This is a genomic window from Devosia sp. FKR38, from assembly GCF_005222805.1.
Taxonomy (GTDB): Bacteria; Pseudomonadota; Alphaproteobacteria; order Rhizobiales; family Devosiaceae; genus Devosia.
In genome coordinates this window covers 1-17,835 of record NZ_STGC01000002.1, presented here as the reverse complement: position 1 = coordinate 17,835, position 17,835 = coordinate 1, and the positions used below count along the sequence as shown (strand labels likewise).

The 17,835-nt window shown below is 63.6% G+C and carries 13 protein-coding genes; 6 read left to right on the top strand and 7 right to left on the bottom strand.

What is annotated here, in order from left to right; all coding sequences use genetic code 11:
• Positions 1–159: 159 nt before the first annotated feature.
• From E8M79_RS00075 to E8M79_RS00065, 3 genes are all read right to left on the bottom strand, one after another.
• On the bottom strand, positions 160–1,521 hold the full coding sequence (locus E8M79_RS00075) for a glutamine synthetase family protein (RefSeq protein WP_137149894.1): 1,362 nt from the start codon (positions 1,519–1,521) through the stop codon (positions 160–162).
• Positions 1,522–1,597: 76 nt separating this feature from the next.
• Positions 1,598–3,106 carry an amino acid permease gene (locus E8M79_RS00070; RefSeq protein WP_137149893.1) on the bottom strand — a complete coding sequence of 503 codons (1,509 nt, stop codon included), beginning with the start codon at positions 3,104–3,106 and terminating at the stop codon, positions 1,598–1,600.
• A 34-nt stretch (positions 3,107–3,140) separates the two neighbouring features.
• Entirely contained in the window at positions 3,141–3,911 is a 771-nt protein-coding gene (locus E8M79_RS00065) for an N-formylglutamate amidohydrolase (protein ID WP_248304844.1), read from the bottom strand.
• A 91-nt stretch (positions 3,912–4,002) separates the two neighbouring features.
• On the opposite strand from E8M79_RS00065, the gene E8M79_RS00060 reads away from it, so the two are divergent.
• On the top strand, positions 4,003–4,839 hold the full coding sequence (locus E8M79_RS00060) for a MurR/RpiR family transcriptional regulator (protein WP_137149891.1): 837 nt from the start codon (positions 4,003–4,005) through the stop codon (positions 4,837–4,839).
• Here E8M79_RS00060 and ppk2 read toward each other — a convergent pair.
• On the bottom strand, positions 4,836–5,693 hold the full coding sequence (ppk2, locus tag E8M79_RS00055; protein WP_248304843.1) for a polyphosphate kinase 2: 858 nt from the start codon (positions 5,691–5,693) through the stop codon (positions 4,836–4,838). The genes E8M79_RS00060 and ppk2 overlap by 4 nt on opposite strands.
• Positions 5,694–5,780: 87 nt before the next feature.
• Here ppk2 and E8M79_RS00050 point away from each other — a divergent pair, with 87 nt between their 5' ends.
• Entirely contained in the window at positions 5,781–7,082 is a 1,302-nt protein-coding gene (locus E8M79_RS00050; protein WP_171015640.1) for an ATP-binding protein, read from the top strand.
• Positions 7,083–7,091: 9 nt separating this feature from the next.
• Here E8M79_RS00050 and E8M79_RS00045 read toward each other — a convergent pair whose 3' ends face one another.
• Positions 7,092–7,739 carry a hypothetical protein gene (locus tag E8M79_RS00045; protein ID WP_137149889.1) on the bottom strand — a complete coding sequence of 216 codons (648 nt, stop codon included), beginning with the start codon at positions 7,737–7,739 and terminating at the stop codon, positions 7,092–7,094.
• Between the two features lie 722 nt (positions 7,740–8,461).
• Positions 8,462–9,031: a GcrA family cell cycle regulator gene (locus tag E8M79_RS00040; protein WP_137150821.1), complete on the bottom strand. Its 570-nt coding sequence runs from the start codon at positions 9,029–9,031 to the stop codon at positions 8,462–8,464.
• A gap of 373 nt (positions 9,032–9,404) precedes the next feature.
• On the opposite strand from E8M79_RS00040, the gene E8M79_RS00035 reads away from it, so the two are divergent.
• From E8M79_RS00035 to E8M79_RS00020, 4 genes are all read left to right on the top strand, one after another.
• The gene (locus E8M79_RS00035; RefSeq protein ID WP_137149888.1) at positions 9,405–10,604 is read left to right on the top strand and encodes an aspartate aminotransferase family protein; all 1,200 of its coding nucleotides are present in this window, start codon (positions 9,405–9,407) and stop codon (positions 10,602–10,604) included.
• A gap of 204 nt (positions 10,605–10,808) precedes the next feature.
• Positions 10,809–11,741, top strand: coding sequence for an ornithine carbamoyltransferase (argF, locus tag E8M79_RS00030; RefSeq protein WP_137149887.1), 933 nt, complete (start codon positions 10,809–10,811; stop codon positions 11,739–11,741).
• A 140-nt stretch (positions 11,742–11,881) separates the two neighbouring features.
• On the top strand, positions 11,882–12,868 hold the full coding sequence (locus tag E8M79_RS00025) for an Hsp33 family molecular chaperone (protein ID WP_137149886.1): 987 nt from the start codon (positions 11,882–11,884) through the stop codon (positions 12,866–12,868).
• A gap of 238 nt (positions 12,869–13,106) precedes the next feature.
• Positions 13,107–14,912 (top strand): glycosyltransferase family 2 protein, encoded by a 1,806-nt coding sequence (locus E8M79_RS00020; protein WP_137149885.1) that lies wholly within the window; start codon positions 13,107–13,109, stop codon positions 14,910–14,912.
• Here the strand turns inward: E8M79_RS00020 and E8M79_RS00015 are convergent.
• Positions 14,909–16,807: a diguanylate cyclase gene (locus tag E8M79_RS00015; protein WP_137149884.1), complete on the bottom strand. Its 1,899-nt coding sequence runs from the start codon at positions 16,805–16,807 to the stop codon at positions 14,909–14,911. The two genes, E8M79_RS00020 and E8M79_RS00015, sit on opposite strands and share 4 nt — an antisense overlap.
• Between the last annotated feature and the right edge of the window lie 1,028 nt (positions 16,808–17,835).

The following is a 17,835-nucleotide window of genomic DNA, read 5'->3' as shown; positions in this document are numbered from 1 at the left end:
ATCCCGGCCTTGCGCCGGGATCCATCCTGAGATTCTTGTCATGCCGCCAGATCGTGCTTTCGAGCAACCGTGCGGCAGCGGTGCTATCTCGGGATGGGCCCCGGCTCAAGGCCGGGGTGACACCGAGTATGCGCTGCCTTCTATGGCAGCAAGGAGACCTCAGCTCCGTTCGAAGCCGCGCTGCAGTTCCCAGTCTGTAACGCGGCGGTCATATTCGAACTGCTCCCATTCGGCCGTATGGACATAGTGGTCCACCACCTGGTCCCCGAAGGCCTCCTTGAGCATTTTCGACTTGCGCAGCGTGTCGGTGGCCTCGCGCAGCGTCTTGGGGATCTCGCGCAGTTTCTTGGTGATATAGGCATCGCCGACAAAGGCCGGTTCGAGTTCGAGCTTGTCCTCAATGCCCTTGATCCCAGCCGCGATCAGGGCGGCCAATGCCAGGTAGGGATTAAGGTCTGCTCCGCCCATACGGCACTCGACGCGGATGGCCTTGGAATGCTCGCCGCAGAGCCGGAACCCGGCGGTGCGGTTGTCCGGCGACCAGATCGCCTTGGTGGGCGCGAAGGTGCCGGCCTGGAAGCGCTTGTAGCTGTTGATATAGGGCGCGAGGAAATAGGTGATCTCGCGGGCATAGGCCAGTTGGCCGGCCATGAACTGCTTCATGACCACGCTCATGCCGCGCGCATCCTTGTCGTCGACGAATACCGGCTTGCCGCGCTTGTCGGCCAGCGACATGTGGATATGGCTCGACGAGCCGGCCAGACCATAGTCCCACTTGGCCATGAAGGTGACGGCCTTGCCGGCCGCCCAGGCGATTTCCTTGGTGGCGGTCTTGAGCACCACATGGCGGTCCGCCATGGTCAGCGCATCGGCATATTTGACATTGATCTCTTCCTGCCCGGGGCCCCATTCGCCCTTGGAGGATTCCACCGGAATGCCGGAGGCCTGAAGATGCTTGCGCAGCGCGCGCATCACGCCCTCTTCCTTGGTGGTCTGGAAGATATGGTAGTCCTGGATGTAGTCGCCGGCGGTCTGGGCCGTGCGATAGCCCTTTTGGGCTATGCTGCGATAGTCCTCGTCGAACAGGTAGAATTCGAGTTCGGTGGCCGCGTTGGCCATGTAGCCCATGGCCGCCAGACGATCGATCTGTGCCTTGAGGATCGCCCGCGGACTGTGTGGGATCGGCTGATGATGATGGTGGTCGCTGAGGTCGCAGAGCACGATGGCCGTGCCGTCGAGCCACGTGGCCTTCATCAGCGTGCTGAGGTCCGGCTTCATGACGAAATCGCCATAGCCCTTGCCCCAATTGGCGGCCTGGTAGCCCGGCACGGGCTCCATGTCGATGTCGTCGGCCAGCAGATAGTCGCAGCCATGCGTCTCGTCATGCGCCGATTCCAGGAAGTATTCCGCCTGGAAGCGCTTGCCGATCATGCGGCCCTGCATATCGGGAAAGGCAACGAGCACGGTATCGATGCTGCCTTCGGCAACATCCTTGCGCAGCTGGTCAAGACTATAGGCCATTGTCGGTTCTCCTCGCTGTCATCCCATCGGGCGCGTCACCCCGGCCACCCGGCCGGGATGACGCCTGCTGCCTGGGTCAGGCCTTGTGTTCGAGCGCAAACTCTTCTTCGGGCGACATGATCAGCTTGTGGCGGCCGACCAGCGCGAAGTAGATGATGCCCACCGCGCACCACAGCACCACCCAGATCACGCCCTTGAAGAAGTTCGGGTCCTGCAACTGGTAGTAGAGGGTGACAGCCGCGATGATGATGGTCAGCACGGCGCCCGGAATGCCCAGCGGCGAGCGGAAGGGCCGCTCGATATTGGGCTGGTTGCGCCGCAGGATGATGAAGCTGAGCGCCTGCATGATGTAGCTCAGCATGGCGCCAAACACGGCCATGTTGAGCAGAACCGAGCCGATGATGTCATCGCCCAGCTGGGTTTCGCCCGCGCCGCCACCGCCATTGACGAACCAGATCGCCAGCATCACGACCAGGCCCAGCGTCGCCCCGGCGATCATGGCCAGATGCGGCGTCTTGTGGGTGGGGTGGGTCACCGACAGCGCGGACGGGAAATAGCCCGCACGGCTGAGCGAATAGACCTGCCGGCCCTGCGCATAAAGAATGGTGTGGAACGAGGCCACCAGACCAATCAGCGCCACCACGCCGAAGATCGGGGCCGCAGCATCGCCATAGATGGCGCGGATGCCGTCCAGCGCCGGCTCAAGCGAGGAGCCCAGCGCAAAGCTGCCCACGCCGGGGATCGACGGATTGAGCAGCACGATCAGGAAAGCCGACAGCACCAGAGTGCAGAAGCCCAACAGGATGCCGCGCGGCATGTCGCGACGCGGATCCACCGATTCCTCGGCAGCCAGCGGCACCTGTTCGATGGCCAGGAACAGCCAGACCGCGAAGGGAAGGCTGGCCAGCACGCCCTGCCAGCCAAAGGGGAACCATTCGCCATTGCCCTCGGGCAGCTCGACCGCTGCGCCGTCCGGCCCAACGCCGATGTTGAGCGCCCAGCGGCTGAAGTCGATATTGGGGAAGGCGCTGAACCAGAAGAAGGCCAGGCCCGCCAGCGAGATCAGCGTCACCACGAGCGTGACCTTGTAGCTCAGCGCCACGCCATAGATGTTGAGGGCGAGGAAGATGATGAAGAACACCACCCACAGCACCGGATAGAGCGATGTATCGAGCCCCGTGATGGAGCCGAAATAGCCCGAGATGAAGGTGACGATCACCGCCGGTGTCAGCACATATTCGACATTCTCGAACAGGCCGGTGACGAAGCCGCCCCAAGGCCCCATCGAGGTGCGAGCAAACGAATAGGCCGCACCGGTATGGGGCAGGGCCGGGCTCATCTCGGCGATAGAGGACACAAGGCCCAGATACATGATGGCGATGATGGCGGCTGCCACCATCATGCCGCCCCAGCCGCCGGTGCCAAAGCCGAAGTTCCAGCCGCTGAAATGGCCCGAGATCACCGCCCCCACGCCCAGTGCCCAAAGCGACCAGATGCCGGCATAGCGCTGCAGGCCGCGTTTTTCGAAATAGGCCTTGTCGCGCGTCGCATAAGCAACGCTGCCCACTTTTTTCGTCTCAGCCATAGTCACGTCCCCCTGAATTTGCCCACGGATAGATCTAGACTGCCATTGCCCCGCGACGCGCCTCACGCGCCGCAGCCAGGCAACGGGCCAGCCGCTGCGACCACTGGTCGACACCGGCAGGTTCGAGAATTTCATCATTGCGGATTTCGATCATGGTCGCGTCCAGCCCGCGCCCGTCGCCATGCTTTTCCAGCGTCAGCGTCACCCCGTTGAGGGCGGCATAGGGCTGGTTCCAGCCCAGGTTGAGCCCTGGCGCGTCTGCCGCAAGAGCATCGCGCAGCGCGGCGGTATAGCCCGTGTCCTGCCCATGGATCAGCCCGATCGGCCAGGGCCGGGCAATGCCCAGATAGACCGGCGTGAAGGAGTGTACGCAGACCAGGATCGACTCTCGCCCCGCCGCCGCCCTTGCGTCGAGCAGCGCGGTGATGGCGTCATGATAGGGCTGGTGGAACTGGGCGATGCGATAGGCCCGCTCCGCCAGGCTCAGGCCCTGGTTGGCGACAATGGGCGTGGCCTCAGACAGCGTCCAGATCAGATCCGGCGCGTCGAGGTCGCGATTGCAGTCGATGATCAGCCGCGACACGGTCGATTGCACCAGCGGCGCATCCAGCAGATCGACCAGGCGCAGGCTGACGGCCAGTGCGCCGGGGTCCCAGGCGATATGGCTGACCCGCTCGGATTGGGTCAGCCCCAGCGTACCGTAACGCTCGGGCAGGCGGTTGCTGGCATGGTCGCACACCAGCACGAAGGGGGAGTGCCCCTCCGCATTGCTCACCAGCACCGGACTTTGTTCGGCAGCGCGCACGTTGTCCCTAGCACCTTTGGTTAACTTGTGTATCAGTAGTTTCATAAATGCAAAAACTGTCAATGCTGAAATCTGAAATTCAGGAGCGGACATGGACGGCAAATCCGTCGCCGGCCGTATTCACGACGCGATCCACCGCCTGACGGCTGCAGAAAAACGCGCCGCCCGCGGGCTGCTCGGCTCCTATCCGACGCTGGGCCTGGCGCCAGTGGCCGAGTTTGCGGAACAGGCCGGGGCCAGCTCGGCTACCGTGCTGCGCTTCGTCGCCCAGCTCGGCTACAAGTCCTATCCGGACTTTCAGCGGGCGCTGCGCGAGGAGATGGAGGCCCGCTCCAAATCGCCGCTGCAGCGCGGCGTTCCGCTCGGCGACCAGCGGGAGCCGGACAGTCATTTCCTCGACCAGTTCATCAGCCGCGCCGCCGACAATCTGCGCGCCACGGCGGGACTGATCCCACCATCCGAATTCGAGGCCGTCTGCACCCGCCTCGCCGAAACCAAGGCGCAGTGCTGGCTGGCCGGCGGGCGCTTCACCGATTTCCTGGCTGGCTATATGGAGGCCCATCTGCGCCTGATCCGGCCCGGCGTCCGGCGCCTCGATGGCCGCCCGGCCACGCGGACCGACCAGCTGATCGATATCCGCCCGGGCGACACGGTGATCATCTTCGACGTGCGCCGCTACGATCCCGCCCTGGTCGAGCTGGCCGCCGAGCTGGCCAGCCAGCGGGCGCAGATCGTGCTCATCACCGACGAATGGATGAGCCCGGTCAATCGCTTCGCCAAGCTGGTGCTGCCCTGCCGCACCGAGATGGACCGCACCTGGGACGCCAATGGCTCACTGCTGGCGGTGGTGGAGGCCCTTCTGGCCCGCACTACCGAACTGGCCTGGCCCAGCGCCAGCAAGCGCATGGGCGCTATCGAGCGCAGCTAGTCGGACTTGACCATTTTGAGGAAATCGGGCCCAGAGAAGCGGATCTGGGGATCGATATCGCCGATGGCGGCATTGTCCTTGCCCTTGAAGTCGAGCTGGCTGAGCACGCTCTGGATCACCGCGATGCGGCCGCGCCGCTTGTCATTGGCGCGGATCACCGTCCAGGGCGCATGCGCCCTGTGGGTCCGGGCGATCATCACATCGCGGGCCTGCGAATAGTCGCCCCATTTGTCGAGGGCCTCGAGGTCGATGGGCGACAGTTTCCAGGTCTTGAGCGGATCGTGGCGGCGGTCGTGGAAACGCTTGAGCTGCATCTCCCGGCCGATCGACAGCCAGAACTTGAACAGGTGAATGCCGTCCTTGGTGATGCGCTTTTCGAATTCGGGCGCCTCGTCGAGAAAGTGCTCGGTCTGCTCGGGCGTGCAGAAGCCCATCACCCGCTCGACCCCGGCGCGGTTGTACCAGGAGCGGTCAAACAGCACCGTCTCGGTGGCCGCCGGCATCCAGTCGACATAGCGCTGGAAATACCATTGCGTCCGCTCCCGGTCATTGGGCTTGGGCAGCGCGGCGATGATGGAATAGCGGGGATTGAGGTTCTCCAGATAGACCTTGATGGTGCCGCCCTTGCCGGCGGCATCGCGCCCCTCGAACACAATCATCACCCGCTCGCCGCTGGCCGCCAGATGGGCCTGCAGCGTCACCAATTGCTTCTGCAAATCCAGCATGTGGGCTTCATAGATGGCGCGATCCAGCTTATCCTCATAGGGATAGCCGCCCGATGTCATCGCCTTCTTTTTGATGGCCTTGGGCAGTTCCGGATTGTCGATGTCGAAGCTGTCGATTGGATCAGTCACGCGTGTCGCTCCCTTGTCATGATCACCGTGCTACACAGACCAGTCCCTTTGCAAGGGGCCTGGCAACTGTCTGAATCACAGAAACAAATGCACGATACCCAAACCGGGGGGCCCGTTCCCCGTCTCCCACGGCTGCGCGCCCGACTAATCGCCCAGGCCGGCCCCTTGCTGGGCATTGCCGGCGTCTTTGTGATGCTGGTGCTGTTCGGCGACCTGGCGCCGCTTGCCGCAATCATCGGCATTCTGGCGGTGTTCAGCGCTGTGCTGCTGCTGTCACCGGCCCCGTCCGTGGTGCGCCCGCAACCGGCGCCGGTCGTGGTCGTGCCGGAGGTGATCGCCCCGACGTTGCCAACCATCCCGTCCTTTGCCGCCTTCGCCGATGCGCTGATCGATCCCTGCATGCTGCTGGATCGTCGCAGCGTGGTGCTGCATGCCAATGCCGCCGCGCTCCGCCAGTTCCCCGGCGTGGTCAACGGCAATCCCATTACCTTTTCGCTGCGCAATCCCGAGCTGGTGCAGGCCATCGACGGCGCCATGCGCAGCGGCAGCACCCGCAGCTTCGAGCTGCATGAAACCGTACCCGCCGAGACCTGGGACAAGGTGGTGGTGGCGCCACTGCGCCAACCCGGCAGCGACTGGTTCGCTGATGAGGAACGTCGCCTGGTGGTGACCTTCCAGAGCCTGACCGAGCTCAAGCGCGTCGAGGCCCTGCGCACCGATTTCATCGCCAATGCCAGCCATGAGCTGCGCACGCCACTGGCCTCGCTGCTGGGCTTCATCGATACCCTGCTTGGCCCCGCCGCCAAGGATCCGGCGGCGCGCGAAAAATTCCTCGGCATCATGCGCGGCCAGGCCGAACGCATGAGCAAGCTGATCGATGATCTGCTCAGCCTTTCCCGCATCGAAATGCACCAGCATGTGCGCCCCACCGCCAGCATTGATCTGGCCAGCCTGCTGCGCGAAGTGCGCGAAGGGCTGATGATGCAGGCCAAGACCGCCAAGGTCGAAATCCGCCTCAGCCTGTTTGCCGGGTCCACCACCACCATCGGCGACCGCAGCCAGCTCTATGAAGTGTTCGAGAACCTGCTCGACAACGCCATCAAATATGGCGCCAGCGGCGAATTCGTCGAGCTGAGCCTGGCGCCGGCCAATCGTGCTGGTTTCCAGCATATGGTGACGGTGATCGACCATGGTCCGGGCGTCGAGCCCGAGCATGTGCCGCGCCTGACCGAGCGCTTCTATCGCATCGACGCCGATGCCAGCCGCAAAAAGAAGGGCACGGGCCTGGGCCTGGCCATCGTCAAGCACATCGTCAATCGCCACCGCGGCCAGCTTTCGATCAAGAGCAAGCCGGGCGAAGGCATGCGGGTGGATGTGTTCCTGCCGTAAGGCTTTCCATTACGGGGTTAGCCACTGCTCAAGCGCGATGAGCAGCGCGGCGAGCGCTGCAATGCTGGCTGAGACGCTACCGGGTTTTTCGAGACCATGATCAAGTGCCTCGAACACTTGTGCAGTATGTCCTTGAGCGCGAAACCGAGCGACCATATCGGCATCATAGCCAGGATCTGCTGTTCCGATCGCCAAGAACGAGGCCTGGTGGCACTCCTGCATTCGCACAAATTCCGACGAGCCCCTTAGTAACGGCGTCAACCAAACGAGCCGCGTGGTGTCCTGTTGCGTCAATTGCGGCACCATATGCGCCATGAGCGCCGTCCCGATGGATTTTCCAACGACCACCAGGCTTTGCGAACTGGCAAGGCCACGCACGAACGACAGTATGGCTCTCGCATCCGCGTCGAGCCAGGTGCTTTGATCGGCTTCAGTTGCATCCATGAATTCGGCTATGCCGGGGTAGCTATAGTTGACAGTCAGCACGTCATAGCCGCGCTCAGCGAACAATTTTTGCGTGAAGTGAAGCATCGGGCGGTCATTGCCGTAGCGCAGACCGGGCAGAAACACCGCGAGCCCTGCGCCTCCATGCCGGGTGAGCAAGGTGGGGATCAGGTGGCCGCTGGATCCGACGATATCAAAGCTTTGGGTCTTCATAGCCTAATCGGTCTTTCTCCGCCGCAAGGTGCGAACACTACCGTCTCTTGTTGAAGGCAAGGTGGCAAGCGTGAGCAAGCCGGGCGAGGGCATGCGGGTGGATGTGTTCCTGCCGTAAGGTCATGGCAAAACCCCGCCTGTGTTGCGGTTATAATCGATGGACGAGCCCCGAGGCGGAGATCGCCTCTGGTTGAAACTAAACAGTGAGACGAAGCCGCCTCGGGGCGCCGGTTCTTGGAGCCGAACGAGCAGCAAAGGTCGCTCGCCCCTACTCTGGCAACTCGCCTGCGTACCTGTGGGGAATGCGCTCCCCCAAACCCACTCACCCCACCACTGTTCGCCTGCAGGCCGTCCGCGCGGGGTGGTGGGGCATTTTAGGCCCGGGGTTGGGGGGCGACATAGGGCAACCAGAAATCGTGGCTCCCATCACCCCCTCCTAGCCTCCCCCATTAAGGGGGAGGTGAAACCCGGTGGGTTGAACGCCATCGTGCCCAAAGAGTGGAGCGATACCTCCCCCTTGATGGGGGAGGAAGGAGGGGGGTGAGGGTCGGCCCCGATATCAGGCATTCAGCCCCACCGAGATCTGCTCCGGCTCAAGGCCGGCGTGACACCGTGGTTGGGGCTGGATCGAGGAACACCCTCAGGCGCAACAACAGTTCCGCATGCCCCAAAACGAAAAGGGCGCCGCGTGGGCGCCCTTGGTTCAGTGCTGGTCGGTGCGCTTAGCGGCGCTTTTTGTCGACCTGGTGGTAGGCGCGGCGCGAATGGAATTCGCAATAGGGGCCGCTTTCCAGGCTGTGCTGGCCGCAGAAGTAGAAATCCTTGCTCAGCGGATCGCCGATGGGCCACTTGCAGGTGCTCTCGCTCAGCTGCAGCAGGCTCAGGCGCTTGTCCTCGGGAATGAACAGCTCCTGCACGACCGGCGCGACATAGAGCTGGGTTTCCATCTCGGGATTGTGGGCCAGAGCAGTGGCGCCCATCGACTGTGGCCGCGATGACATGGTCGGACGGGGCTTGGCGGTGGCGCTCATATTGGACATGCCGGCCGAGGAGGGGCTGGCGACGCGGCGCGGCGCCGGACGGGCCGCCGGACGCGCGCGGGGGGTGGAGTTGGTCGGCTTGGCGCGGGCGGAGAGCTTGAGGCGGTGCACCTTGCCGATCACGGCATTGCGGGTGACGCCTTCACCGAGCTGTCCGGCGATCTGGCTGGCGCTGAGGCCTTCCATCCAAAGCTTCTTCAAAGTCTCGACGCGCTCATCAGTCCAGCCCGCCGTTTGTGCTCCTGAAACCATCGTCAAAACAGAATCCTTCATTGCGCTGCCAAATGGCCATGGCAGCCGTCAAACGCTAGGCGTCGTATGTTGAGTGGGTCCGCTACACGAGATATCGTGCTCCCAATGACTAGGAGTTTACGCTATCGGTGGAATCGGGATCAAGAGTCGGCCGGGAGTTTCCCCGTATATTCACTGGTTAAAATTCCGCTAACGATCTTTGAGTCAAATCAGGGGCTTGCCCTGCGATCATTGACTTATCTGGCAAAATTGGCCTAACTCTGCACCGCAAACGCGCTGAAAAAATGGCGCGTTTTTGGTTTTTGTGGCGCTATTGTCACGGCGTCATCAAAGCCTGCCATCATCCCTGTCTTTCTGAGAAGGAATTTGCCCCATGTCTGCGCTCTACGGCACCTATGCCCGCTCCGAACTCGCCTTTGAGCGGGGCGAAGGCATGCGCCTGTACGACCAGCACGGGCGATCCTATCTCGATTTCCACTCCGGCATCGCGGTCAACGCGCTCGGCCATGGCGACGCCCATATCGTGAGCGCGCTCAAGGCGGCGGCCGACAAGGTCTGGCATACCTCCAATGTCTTCACCATTCCCGAGCAGGAACGGCTGGGGCAGCGGCTGGTCGACGCCACTTTTGCGGACTCCGTGTTCTTCACCAATTCCGGCGCCGAGGCGATCGAATGCGCCATCAAGACCGCGCGGCACTATTTCTGGGCCAAGGGCGAGGTTGATCGCTACGAGATCATTGCCTTCACCGGCTCGTTCCACGGCCGCACGCTGGGCACCATCGCTGCTGGCGGCAACCCGAGTTATCTGGAAGGCTTCGGCCCGGCCATGCCCGGCTTCAAGCACACCAAGCCCGGCGATCTCGAGGCCGTGCGCGCCCTGATCGGGCCGCAGACCTGCGCCATCCTGATCGAAACCGTGCAGGGCGAAGGCGGCGTGACCGCCATGTCCAATGAGTTCATGCAGGGCCTGCGCGCCCTGTGCGACGAATTCGGCCTGCTGCTGGTGCTCGACGAAGTGCAGTGTGGCTATGGCCGCAGCGGGCGCTTCTTTGCCTTTGAATGGTCCGGCATCACCCCCGATATCGTGGCGGTAGCCAAGGCCATCGGCGGCGGCTTCCCGCTCGGCGCGTGCCTTGCCAAGGGCGAGGTCGCGGCCTCCATGGTGCCCGGCACGCATGGCTCGACCTATGGCGGCAATCCGCTCGCCACCGCGGTGGGCAATGCTGTGCTCGACCGCATCCTGGCCCCTGGCTTCATCGACCATGTCAACCAGATGGGCCAGCGGCTCGCCTGGCACCTGCAGCAGTTGCAGCAGAAATACCCCGACCAGGTGGTGGAGCTGCGCGGCAAGGGCCTGCTGGCCGGCATCAAGATCGCCCCGCCGGTGCGCGACTTCGTGGCGCGCCTGCGCGATGACCACCAGATGCTGGCGGTCGGCGCCGGGGACAATGTGCTGCGGCTCATCCCGCCGCTGATCGTCACCGAAGCCGATATCGAGGAAGCCATGGCCAAGCTCGGCGCGGCCTTTGAGGCCATCGAGGCCGAAACGGCCACGGCGCCGGCTGTTGGATAAATGACCATGGCCTTCTATCCCGAAGCGCGGCGTCGACGATAATTGCCTTTCTCTCCCCTGATTGGGGAGCGCTGGGGCCGGTGTCGTGCAGCAAGAGCTGACGACACCAGACCCCCAAACCCTCCCCAAAAGGGGAGGATAGGCATCAAACCGCACGCCATGGCGTTGCGGCCCTCTTCATAGCGTCACAAAGGAACCCGGCCCATGACTTCGACCGGCACCCCAAGGCATTTTCTCTCGATCGACGATTTCACCCATGCAGACCTGCGCGGCATGCTCGACACCGCAGCCTCGCTCAAGGCGCGCCTCAAGCAGGGCGATCGCCCCCAGCCCCTCAAGGATAAGGTGCTGGCGATGATTTTCGAGCGCCAGTCCACCCGCACCCGCGTCAGCTTTGACGTTGGCATGCGCCAGCTGGGCGGAGAGACCATCATGCTCTCCGGCCAGGAAATGCAGCTCAGCCGCGAGGAGACCCTGGCCGATACGGCCCGGGTGCTGTCCCGCTATGTCGATGCCATCATGATCCGCATTCTCAGCCACGCCGATCTGCTTGATCTGGCCGAGGCCGCCACCGTGCCGGTGATCAATGGCCTGACGCGCCGGGCGCATCCCTGCCAGATCATGGCCGATCTGATGACCTTTGAAGAACACCGCGGCAGCATCAAGGGCGCCAAGGTTGCCTGGGTGGGCGACAGCAACAATGTGCTGCACTCCTGGGTCAATGCGGCCGAGCTGTTCGAGTGCCACCTGACCATCGCCACGCCCGAGGAATATAGCCCGGAAAAGGATCTGATGGACGACATCAAGCGGGCAGGGGACTTCGTCAAGCTGATCGAAGACCCGCGCGAGGCCGTGGCCGGCGCAGACCTGGTCATCACCGACACCTGGGTGTCGATGGGTGACGTGGACGTCGCCGAACGCCGCCGGGTCTTGAAACCCTACCAGGTCAACACCAGCTTGATGGCCTTGGCGGACAAAAACGCCTTGTTCATGCACGACCTGCCGGCCCATCGGGGCGATGAAGTGACCGACGAGGTGATCGACGGCCCGCAGTCAGTGGTGTGGGACGAGGCCGAAAACCGCCTGCACGCGCAGAAAGCCATCCTGTGCTGGGCCTTCGGGGCCGACGTCAACTAGCTGCCCCTCTGCCGACGGGCGCGGCGCCGCCCGGACTTTGAAACCAGCCCGCAGTCTCTTGCCGAGGCCGCGGGCTGAGATCATTGTTGCCTAGCCGATTTGAAAGCCCACAGACCGCCATGACGACGGATACGACGACCATGACAGACACTCTCATGACTGCCCTCGGGCTCGACCGGCCGGAAAGCGGCGATGATGCGGTTGTTCCCTTCACCCTCGATCAGCTCGATACCCGCGGCCGCACGGTTCGCCTGGGCGATGCGCTCGACACCATTCTCAACCGCCACAACTATCCCGCCCCGGTGGCGCGCCTGCTGGGCGAGGCGGTGGTGCTGGCCGCGTTGATCGGCTCCTCGCTCAAATTCGAGGGACGCTTTATCCTCCAGACCCAGACCGATGGTCCGGTCAGCCTGCTGGTGGTCGATTTCGACGCGCCCGACGGGCTGCGCGGCTATGCGCGGTTTGACCAGGACGCGCTGGTCAAGGCGGCCGAGGAAGGCCGCACCCGTCCGGCGGACCTGTTGGGCAATGGCCACCTGGCCATGACCATCGATCAGGGTCCCAATACCGAGCGCTACCAGGGCATCGTGGCCCTGGAAGGCAATTCGCTCGAACAGGTGGCCCACACCTATTTCATGCAGTCCGAACAGATCCCCACCCAGGTCCGCCTGGCGGTGGCCGAGTTCACCAAGAAGGGCGACCATCGTCCGCATTGGCGCGCCGGCGGCGTGCTGATCCAGCATCTGCCCGAGCATGGCATGTCCCATGCCCAGGACCTGCCGGGCGACGGCAATTTTGACAACCACGACGACAATGCGCCCGATGGCTGGAACGAAGCCAAGGCGCTGATGGCGACCCTGGATGATCTCGAACTGGCCGATCCGGACCTCAGTGCCGAACGCCTGCTGTTCCGGCTCTATCACGAGACCGGCGTGCGCGTGTTCACGCCCCTGCCGGTCGTCGAGCGCTGCACCTGCTCGGCCGACAAGATCGAGGACATGCTGGCCACCAGCTTCACCGCGGAAGACCGCGAGGAAATGGCCGTCGATGGCGAGATCGAAGTGGTCTGCGAGTTCTGCTCGACGGCCTATCACTTCAATCCGCACCAGTTCGACGTGCAGCACTAAGCAGCGGACTGGTCTGCTCGTCGCGACGAATCGCCTCCTGACACCCCGGCAAACTGCTGGGGTGTCTTGTTTTTTGTGGCGGCTCTGTCAGTAATTCTACGGACGCCCGTGTGGGCGCCGGTTGCAGCATCATCCTGGCCGCTGGGGGCAAGCCATGCCGATGTCGGTTTCCCTGGGTTGTGTTCTCTGTTCGGCCGTCCGCCTGCGCCGCCTGAGACGGTGAGCGTGGGCCTTCGCCGTGGTGTCCGACGCGGTGTCGCTGCTGGCAGCCGTCCTGGGTGGCGCTGACCTCACAGCGGCCCGCGCCGCGCTCGACGCCGCCCTGGACGCCGAAACCGACCCGATCATCTATTGCTGCCTGGCTTTTGGCATCGACGAAACCACGGCCATGCAGCGCGCGGCGCGCTGGGCCGGCTATGCCTTTTATGAGCGCCTGCCGCCCTCGCTGGCCGGCCATGTGGAACCCACGCGGCTCGAGGCTTTGGCCGGTGTGCGGATCTTCACCCTGCACGTTCTGGACCGCGATGTGGCCTTTGCCGCCCCCGATTTCTTCGGCCTGCTGCGGCTGGCCCGCGCCCTCCGGCAGCAACCGCAGTTGCGCCAGCGTGTCTGCCTGCTGCCGACGCCCGCTCTGCGCGCCTATCTGGCCGATGCGGCGTCCGATGCGCTGGTGACAGACGCGCGTCAGGGCTTGGCGCGGCGCTGGCCCTATGCCTGTGCCCAGCTCGAGCTGACAGCGCTTGCCCGCTACGGCTTTGCCCTGGCTGTGCTGTTGCTGGTCACCATGGTGCTGGCCGCGCCCTTTGCCGCCGAACTCGTATTGCTGCCTGTGGCCCTGGCCCTGCTTATCGCCCCGGCCGCCATCCGGCTGGGCGCGGTCGGGACAGCCCCAAAGCCCGCGCCAATGCCGATCCGCCCGCCCGACGACGAACTCCCGGTCTATTCAGTGCTGATTCCGCTGCGCAATGAGGCCGCCATGGTGCCGCAACTGTTTGCCAGCATGCGCGCGCTGGACTATCCAGCCGCCAGCCTCGACATCAAATTCGTGGTCGAAGCCGCCTCGCGCCAAACCCTGGCGGCTGTCGAGGCCCGCCTGGGCGATCCACGATTTTCACTGGTATCGGTACCCGACACGGCGCCGCGCACCAAGCCAAAGGCGCTCGACTATGCCCTGCCGCTATGTCGCGGCGACTTCGTGGTGGTGTTTGACGCCGAAGACCAGCCCGATCCCGACCAGCTCTGGCAGGCGGCGCTGCGCTTCCGCGACACGCCGGATCTGATGTGCCTGCAGGCGCCCTTGGTTATCGACAATGGCCACGCCAATCTACTGGCGGCTCTATTTGCCGGGGAATATGCCGGGCTCTTTGCCGTGCTGCTGCCCGCGCTGGCCCGCTGGCGCCTGCCCATGCCGCTGGGCGGAACCTCCAACCACTTTCGCCTTGCCGCGCTGCGCCAGCTGGGCGGCTGGGACGCCTATAATGTCACCGAGGATGCCGATCTCGGCATGCGCCTGGCTCGCCGCCGCCTGCGTGTCGAAACCCTGGCCACCGGCACCCGCGAACACGCGCCCGAACGGCTGCGGCCCTGGCTGGGTCAGCGCACCCGCTGGATGAAGGGCTGGATGCAGACCTTTATCGTGCACAATCGGGCGCCGGTCCGCCTGGCGCAGGAGATGGGGCTGGGCCCCATGCTGGCCTTTGAGGCCCTGGTGCTCGGCATGATCCTGGCGCCGCTGCTGCATTGCGGCCTGATCATCGGCGTGGCCTGGCATTTGCTGCGCGGCCTGCCGCTGGTGCAGGCGGGGGGCTGGCCGGTGTTTTACCTTGGCGTGCTGTGTCTGGGCTATGCCAGCACGCTGGCGCAGACCGCATTGGGCCTTGTGCGCGCCGGCCGGCCCGCGCTTCTGCCGGCGCAGGTGCTGTTACCGGCCTATTGGCTGCTGATGAGCCTGGCGACGATGTGCGCCCTGGTCGAGCTACTGCACCGGCCGTTCTATTGGTTCAAATCCCCGCACCGCCCGGTGATGATGGCGCCGCGCCCTTAATAGGAGCCGTAGCGACGCTCCTTGCCGGCGACGCGCGCGCCAAACACCCTGTCGCGGCCGGCGGCCTTGGCACTATAGAGCGCATCGTCGGCCGCCTTGGCCAGCTCCAGCGCATTGCGCTCGAGATTGTCCGGCATATAGGTTGCCACGCCCACGCTGGCGGTGACAATGCCTTTGTCGCTGCGCTCATGGGTCAGCCTGGCCTGGGCGACGGCCCGGCGGAAGGCTTCGGCCACCAGATAGGCGCCATCCTCATCGGTATCGGGCAGGATGGCGGCAAACTCCTCGCCGCCATAGCGCGCCGCCAGATCGGCGGGACGCTTGAGACTGGCGCGCAGCAGTTCGGCCACCTGGCGCAGGCAGGCGTCGCCAGCCGGATGGCCATAATGGTCATTGAAAGCCTTGAAATGATCGACATCGATCATCAGCAGGCTCAGCGGCGTGCCGGTGCGGGCACTGCGCCGGATCTCGGCCTCCAGCGATTCATCAAAGGCGCGGCGGTTGAGCAGGTCCGTCAATCCATCGGTGCGCGCCAGCTGCTTGAGCTGGTCAGTAGCCGAATTGAGTTCGTCCTGCGCCTGTTTGAAGCGGGTGACGTCGCTCACCAGCACCATGGAGGTGCCATTGCTGGTGGTGTGGACACGCACCTGCAGCCAGGTGCCGTTGAACAGCTGGACTTCCTCGTCCCACTGGCTGGTCAGATGGGTCAGGGTGGTCGCGATCCACTGCGGGTCGGGCTGCCGCGGCGCGGTCAGCTGTTCGCCCGTAGCGATCACCGCCGCCAGCACGGTGCGCATGTCGGCGCCGGGCACCCGCAGATGGCCGGTATAGGGGAAGCTGTTGCGATAGCGGTCATTGCTGAAGATCAGATGGCCGCTGCTGTCGATCATGGCGATGCCGCCATTCATCTCCGACAGTGCATAGGACAGCGTATCGCGGTTAAGCGTGAGTTCCTCGGCCAGCTGCTGCGCAACCGTGATGTCGCGCATGACCCCGACCAGGCCGATGGTGCCACCATCGGGGGCATGGAGCGGCACCTTGGTGGTGGAATAGCTGCGCAACTGCCCGGAGGCATCCACCATCTGGCTGCGCAGATCGATAATGGGCTTGCCGCTGGTCAGGACCTGCTGATCCTGGCTGTGGTGTGCCTGGGCCGCCTCGGGCGGCAGCAGCTGAAAACAGGTCTTGCCGATCAGCGCCGTGGCGCTGTCGCGGCCAACCAGCCGGGCCGCCGCATCATTGGCCGCAACAAAGCGTCCCGATGCGTCGATGACATAGGCGTAGTCGGGCGCATGGAACAGCGCTGTCGCCATCAGTTCGCGATCGGCCGATAGCCGCCAGGACCGCAGATAGACGATGGCCGCTATGGCCGTAATACCTGCATTCATAATGGAATTGGGCAGCACGGCATCGACAAGCGACAAGGTGCCGCTCGGCAGCGCCAGATATTGCGCGATCGATGCGCCCACTGCCGACAGCACGGACATGATCGCCAACTGCCCGACATCGCGCGGGCGGTTGCGGAGCAGCGCTGGAATGGCCAGGCCCAAAAGGCTGGCAACCACAATGCCCACAATGCCGGCAAAGCCGCCGTCGCCGCCCATGGACAGTCGATAGATCGAGGCAATGGCCGTAGTCACCACTGCAGCCGGCCAGCCGCCGAAGAAGGCCGCAACCGCCAGCAGGGCATGGCGCAGATCGAAAAAGAGGCCCGGCTGGATCTCGACCGCCATATACATGGCGGCAACCGTGCCCAGGCTCATGCTGAGCGCGAAAAGGCCATCGCGCCAGGGACGCGGCACACTCTTGAGCCAATAGCCTGTGCGCGACCACAGCAGCACGAACAGGGCAACCACGGCAAAATTGCCGGCCAGCATCTGACCCACTGTGCCCATGACACCCTCACACTCACAACCAACAACGCAAAAGGGCCCCGACGGTGCCAGGGTCGGGCGCTACAACAAGGCCTTAAACCTATAGGTAAAGCGTTTGCTAAATCTGAATATCAGCGGAACCTGTCGATGGATTGCGCTGGGGCGGCAGTCGCGGCGGGCCGGGTCGGGGGCCAGGCGGGACAAGGCTCCCCCCAGGCAGTCGTGACGGAACGCTGGCGGACGTCGCCACAGGGCGACGCGGTCTCTCTGCTGGGAGGGGAAATCGGCTGGTCGGTGACGCGACGATAACAAGAGGCACAAAACCCCAGGCCAGCCCGGCCTGAGCGGGGGGCGACGCAGCGAGTTGTCCACAGCCGGGCATGCGCAGGCGACAGGAAAATGACAATGCCATGTCGATTTTTCAGAACCACCGTTGACAGGGGGGAGCCCCTATCCTAAAACCCGCCTCGTTGAACGACGTCGAGCGAAGCCGCTCCCACTGATCAACACTTTCTAGCACGAGCAAGCGCTCTGCCGGGCAACCGGACGATAGCGTGTTTGCGGTAGAAAATCAGACCGGACCGAAGCAATTCAGACCGGTTTGAAAAAAGAAAAAAGGGTGTTGACAGTCTTAAGTGACTTGAATACAACCCGGCGCACTGGACGACGTCGAGCGTGATGCTCCCACTGTTCTGGTGTTTTCTTTCAGAGGCGGTTCACTGCCGGTTTTACCGGATAGGGTTCTGCGTTCTGTTGGGAACTGGAAGCGAGATGCTTCTGTGACGATTTTGCCGGCGACGGCGATGTGGTCTGCTCTTTGACATTGTGAAGATAGAAGAAAGAGAAACGTGGACGGCGAGGTTCTTGCGAACTGAAGCTGGAAGCAATTCCGGTGGAAGTTAAAAGACTTTCGATGGGTGCACGTTTTCTAAGAGAAAACAGATTGTTCTCGCAGCGACTTCGGTTGTTGTTTGAGAGCAGTGTGAGTTCTCGTCAATCATGCAAACGTGCATTCAGCGACCATGTCAGATTTCAAACTTGAGAGTTTG

Bases quoted from the DNA above. Each gene is read 5' to 3' on its own strand.
- E8M79_RS00075 (WP_137149894.1), bottom strand. From the start codon at position 1,521: ATGGCCTATAGTCTTGACCAGCTGCGCAAGGATGTTGCCGAAGGCAGC.
- E8M79_RS00045 (WP_137149889.1), bottom strand. From the start codon at position 7,739: ATGAAGACCCAAAGCTTTGATATCGTCGGATCCAGCGGCCACCTGATC.
- E8M79_RS00015 (WP_137149884.1), bottom strand. From the start codon at position 16,807: ATGGGCACAGTGGGTCAGATGCTGGCCGGCAATTTTGCCGTGGTTGCC.
- argF (WP_137149887.1), top strand. From the start codon at position 10,809: ATGACTTCGACCGGCACCCCAAGGCATTTTCTCTCGATCGACGATTTC.
- E8M79_RS00060 (WP_137149891.1), top strand. From the start codon at position 4,003: ATGGACGGCAAATCCGTCGCCGGCCGTATTCACGACGCGATCCACCGC.
- E8M79_RS00035 (WP_137149888.1), top strand. From the start codon at position 9,405: ATGTCTGCGCTCTACGGCACCTATGCCCGCTCCGAACTCGCCTTTGAG.
- E8M79_RS00040 (WP_137150821.1), bottom strand. From the start codon at position 9,031: ATGGTTTCAGGAGCACAAACGGCGGGCTGGACTGATGAGCGCGTCGAG.
- E8M79_RS00050 (WP_171015640.1), top strand. From the start codon at position 5,781: ATGCACGATACCCAAACCGGGGGGCCCGTTCCCCGTCTCCCACGGCTG.
- E8M79_RS00025 (WP_137149886.1), top strand. From the start codon at position 11,882: ATGACAGACACTCTCATGACTGCCCTCGGGCTCGACCGGCCGGAAAGC.
- E8M79_RS00070 (WP_137149893.1), bottom strand. From the start codon at position 3,106: ATGGCTGAGACGAAAAAAGTGGGCAGCGTTGCTTATGCGACGCGCGAC.